The organism is Trichlorobacter sp., assembly GCF_030247655.1.
In the GTDB taxonomy this organism is placed as follows: Bacteria; Desulfobacterota; Desulfuromonadia; order Geobacterales; family Pseudopelobacteraceae; genus Trichlorobacter.
This window is the reverse complement of record NZ_JAOTRZ010000209.1, coordinates 1-5,150: the sequence shown is the minus strand read 5'-3', so window position 1 is coordinate 5,150 and position 5,150 is coordinate 1. Positions and strand designations below refer to the sequence as shown.

The 5,150-nt window shown below is 46.3% G+C and carries 3 protein-coding genes and 1 pseudogene; all 4 read right to left on the bottom strand.

From position 1 onward, the window contains the following. Nucleotides 1-85 precede the first annotated feature (85 nt). A complete protein-coding gene (gene fusA / locus OEL57_RS13905) occupies nucleotides 86-2,164 on the bottom strand; it encodes an elongation factor G (RefSeq protein WP_300741237.1) in 2,079 nt (692 codons plus the stop codon). Nucleotides 2,165-2,190: 26 nt separating this feature from the next. After that, complete coding sequence (gene rpsG / locus OEL57_RS13900; RefSeq protein ID WP_300741235.1) at nucleotides 2,191-2,661, bottom strand: 30S ribosomal protein S7; 471 nt, start codon at nucleotides 2,659-2,661, stop codon at nucleotides 2,191-2,193. A 23-nt stretch (nucleotides 2,662-2,684) separates the two neighbouring features. Next, nucleotides 2,685-3,056 carry a 30S ribosomal protein S12 gene (gene rpsL / locus OEL57_RS13895; protein ID WP_078791580.1) on the bottom strand — a complete coding sequence of 124 codons (372 nt, stop codon included), beginning with the start codon at nucleotides 3,054-3,056 and terminating at the stop codon, nucleotides 2,685-2,687. Nucleotides 3,057-3,442: 386 nt separating this feature from the next. After that, a pseudogene (locus tag OEL57_RS13890) lies at nucleotides 3,443-5,150 on the bottom strand (DNA-directed RNA polymerase subunit beta'); the annotation flags it as partial.

Below are 5,150 nucleotides of genomic sequence, written 5' to 3'. Positions count from 1 at the left end.
GTTCCGATGTTTACGTGCGTCTTATTACGCTCAAATTTAGCCTTGGCCATCGACTGGTTCCTCCTGTTTCTTTAATCGAGGGGTATTACCCTTTTACTTTTGCTATGATTTCGTCAGATACCGACTTCGGCACCGGCTCGTAATGATCGAAGGTCATGGCGTAGGTTGCGCGCCCTTGAGTTGCTGAACGAAGGTCGGTTGAATAACCAAACATGTTTGCCAAGGGAACCATGGAACTGACAACCTGAGCACCTGCACGTGAATCCATTCCCATAATACGACCACGTCGGGAGTTAAGATCACCAATAACTTCGCCCATATACTCTTCTGGAACAACAACCTCAACAGACATAATTGGTTCAAGTAGAATAGGACCAGCTTTTTGACAGCCCTCTTTGAAACCCATCGAACCAGCAATCTTAAACGCCATTTCAGATGAGTCAACTTCGTGATACGAACCATCAATCAGGGTTACTTTTACATCAACAACCGGGAACCCTGCCAACACACCAGTATCAGTGGCTTCAAAAATTCCTTTATCAACAGCAGGGATATATTCACGGGGAACAACACCACCCTTGATTGCATCAACAAACTCATACCCTTTACCTGGCTCCGGCTGAGGCTCAACCTCCAACCAGACATGTCCATACTGACCACGACCACCAGACTGACGTACAAACTTCCCCTCAACCTTAACCTTCTTGGTAATCGTTTCACGGTAAGCAACCTGCGGCTTACCAACGTTTGCCTCAACCTTGAATTCGCGCATTAAGCGATCAACGATAATCTCAAGATGCAACTCACCCATACCGGAAATGATTGTTTGACCAGTTTCCTCATCAGTCTTAACCCGGAAGGAAGGATCTTCACTAGCAAGCTTTTGCAAACCAAAACCTAATTTTTCTTGCTCAGCCTTTGTCTTCGGCTCAATGGCAATCGAAATAACTGGCTCAGGGAATTCAATAGACTCAAGAATAACCGCCTGATCTTCATTACAAAGCGTGTCACCGGTAGTGGTATATTTAAGACCTACAGCTGCTGCAATATCACCAGCATACACTTCTTTAATTTCTTCACGCTTGTTGGCATGCATCTTCAACAGACGGCCGATACGCTCACGCTTACCCTTAGTAGCGTTATATACATATGAACCAGACTGCAACACACCAGAATATACCCGGATAAAGGTAAGTTGCCCAACAAACGGGTCGGTCATAATCTTGAAGCCTAACGCAGAGAATGGCTCTGTATCTTCTGCCTTACGCTCAACTTCATTGCCGGATTCGTCAATACCCTTAATAGCAGGAATATCAAGCGGTGACGGCATATAATCTACAACAGCATCAAGCAGATTCTGAACGCCTTTATTCTTAAAAGACGAACCACAGACTACTGGAATAATCTGAATCTTTATTGTACAGGCGCGAACAGCAGCCATAATTTCAGCTTCAGTTAACTCTTCACCGCCAAGGTATTTTTCCATCAAAGCATCATCATGGCTCGAAATCTCTTCAATCAGTTTATCACGCCATTCCTGGGCCTCATCAAGCAGATCTTCAGGAATTTCTTCCTCATGAAACTTGGCACCAAGTGATTCTTCGTCCCAGATAATTGCTTTCATCCGGATTAAATCAACAATACCCTTAAAATAATCTTCTTTACCAACTGGCAACTGAAGCGGAACCGGGTTTGCCTTCAAACGATCCTTGATCATCTGAACACCACGGAAGAAGTCAGCACCGATACGATCCATCTTATTAATAAAGGCGATACGGGGGACACCATACTTATCAGCCTGGCGCCAAACGGTCTCAGATTGTGGCTCTACACCACCAACTGAACAAAACACAGCTACCGCACCGTCAAGAACCCGCAAAGAACGCTCAACCTCAATAGTGAAGTCAACGTGTCCCGGAGTATCAATAATATTGATCCGATGATCATTCCACTCACAGGTAGTAGCAGCAGAGGTAATAGTAATACCGCGTTCCTGCTCCTGCTCCATCCAGTCCATGGTAGCAGTACCTTCATGCACTTCACCGATCTTATGCGAAACGCCGGTGTAATACAGAATACGCTCAGTTGTTGTAGTCTTACCGGCGTCAATATGCGCCATGATACCAATATTGCGATATTTATTAAGTGGTGACAAACGTGACACGAACTATTCCTCCAGCGAGCTAAAATCTACCAGCGATAGTGAGCAAAGGCACGGTTTGCCTCAGCCATCTTATGGGTATCTTCCCGCTTTTTCACGGCAGCACCACGACTATTAAAGGCATCAAGAATTTCACCAGCCATTTTTTCAGTCATGGTCTTCTCGGAACGAGCAGCCGAATACTTAATCAACCAACGCATCGCCAAGGAAACTCGACGGTCGGGGCGCACCTCAACCGGCACCTGATAGGTAGAGCCACCAACACGCCGTGACTTAACCTCCAGCGTCGGCTTAATATTATCAAGACACTTCTTCAGAGCCTTCACAGCTTCTTCACCAGTCTTGCTCTCAACAATATCCAGCGCACGATACAGAATCGACTCGGCAACACTCTTCTTGCCACCAACCATCAAAATGTTGATCAGCTTCGCCACAGTCTTATCATTATATTTTGGATCCGGCAGAATTACACGCTTAGGTACTTCACGTCTCCTTGGCATACCTTACCCCTCTGAAATACTTTTTACTTAGGACGCTTGGCGCCATACTTGGAACGAGCTTGCATACGACCCTTAACACCAACGGAGTCAAGCGTACCACGCACGATATGATAACGAACACCCGGCAAGTCTTTCACCCGACCACCACGAATCAAAACAACCGAGTGCTCCTGCAGGTTATGACCAACACCCGGAATATACGAGGTGACTTCGATCCCGTTTGTCAAGCGAACACGAGCAACCTTACGAAGAGCGGAGTTAGGCTTCTTAGGGGTTGTAGTATAAACCCTTGTACAGACGCCACGTTTTTGCGGACAACTCTTCAGAGCTGGCGCAGTAGACTTATCCCGCTTCTTTTCCCTACCCTGACGAATCAACTGATTGATCGTTGGCATACGATTACCTGTCTCCCAGCAGCAAAAATCTTCGACGCAAAAAGCGCGAACATTTAAACTACCAATATTGTAGATATGATGTCAACATAATTTTCATTGACATATCTTTTTTAGAACATTTTCAGCAATTACATTGAGCCTTGCGCGACATTTGCAAGTACACATGGTGGGGGACGGAATAGGTGTAGGGCTGGAATCAGACCAGCATCTCCGTCCACTGTTTGTAGCCTACTGTTCAGCTACATGGTCGCGCGCTCAAATAGAGTTTAGACGTGTAACATAAACACTTATACGCGCACTGTCAATCTTTTTTTTCAACCACAACAAAAAAACTGCATACAGGTATCACCCTGTATGCAGCTACAGACACTAACGACAACTACACATCAGGCCGCCTGCTGTTCTTCGTCTGCCTCAAGAGCTACTCCTGCCTGTTCTACTGGGGATTCAGAGGACTGGTCTTCCACATGAAGGCGCAGATGGCGGTAGCGTTGAATACCAGTACCAGCAGGAATCAGTCGACCCATAATAACATTCTCTTTTAAGCCGCGCAAATGGTCAATTTTGCCCTCAATAGCCGCCTGTGTAAGAACTTTGGTAGTTTCCTGGAAGGAGGCTGCTGAGATAAACGACTCAGTTGAGAGCGATGCCTTGGTAATACCAAGCAGCAATGGCTCTGCTGTTGCTGCGCGCTTTCCTTCGTCAAACGCCTTGGCATTTTCCTCTTCAAATATATAGCGTTCAACTTGGTCGTCAATCAAGAGGTTTGTATCACCAACCTCCTTAATTCTGACGCGACGCAGCATTTGACGCACAATAACTTCAATATGCTTATCGTTAATCTTAACGCCCTGAAGCCGATACACTTCCTGTACTTCGTCAACCAGATATTTTGCAAGCTCCTTAACACCAAGAACACGCAAAATGTCATGCGGGTTTGATGAACCATCCATCAAAGGTTCACCAGCACGCACATAGTCGCCTTCGTGAACACTAATATGCTTACCTTTCGGTATCAGATATTCTTTAGGCTCGCCAAGTTCAGGCGTAACTATAACCTTGCGCTTCCCTTTGGAATCCTTACCAAAATTAACCTTGCCATCAATTTCAGTGATAACGGCAAAATCTTTTGGCTTACGTGCTTCAAACAACTCTGCAACCCGTGGCAGACCACCGGTAATATCCTTGGTCTTGGTTGTTTCACGCGGTATTTTAGCGATAATATCACCGCCACAGATAACAGCATCTTCAATAACGTTAATAATTGCACCCACAGGCAGATAGTAACGTCCGATGGTTGCTCCAGACTCTCCGGCATCCTTAATAGCAATTCTTGGACGCTTATCAGAATCTTTGGTCTCTACAATTTCTTTACGGGAAAGGCCGGTAACATCATCCAGCTTCTCTTCCATGGTTACACCTTCGATGATATCACCAAACTTAACCCGACCGCCGACTTCTGTCAGAATCGGCATAGTGTACGGATCCCACTCAGCAAGTGTTTCGCCAGCCTTGACCATACCTTCCGGCCCGATCTTGAGTTTGGCACCATAGACAACGCCGTACCGTTCGCGCTCACGACCAGTCTCATCCACCACGGAAACTTCACCGTTACGGCTCATGACAATATGGAAGCCTTCTGCATTCACAACGGTATGCAGGTTGATGTACTTGACCAAACCTTCATAGCGAGCTTCAAGAGAGGTCTGCTCAGCAGCTCGGGAAGCTGTACCACCGATATGGAATGTACGCATGGTCAACTGGGTACCAGGTTCACCAATGGATTGTGCGGCAATAACACCAACCGCTTCACCCATATTGACAATGTGACCTCGGGCAAGATCGCGACCGTAACACTTCGCGCAAATACCACGCTTGCTCTGACAGGTAAGCACCGAACGCATCTTGACTTTTTCGAGACCAGCATCTTCAATCTTCTTGACCAGATTCTCATCAATCTCCTGGTTCGCTTCAACCAAAATTTCATCGGTAATCGGGTCGTGAATATCATCAAGAGCAACCCGGCCAAGGATACGGTCACCAATATGTTCAATAACCTCTCCACCTTCTGTCAACGAACTGACCGTAAGGCCG

Bases quoted from the DNA above. Each gene is read 5' to 3' on its own strand.
- rpsG (WP_300741235.1), bottom strand. From the start codon at position 2,661: ATGCCAAGGAGACGTGAAGTACCTAAGCGTGTAATTCTGCCGGATCCA.
- rpsL (WP_078791580.1), bottom strand. From the start codon at position 3,056: ATGCCAACGATCAATCAGTTGATTCGTCAGGGTAGGGAAAAGAAGCGG.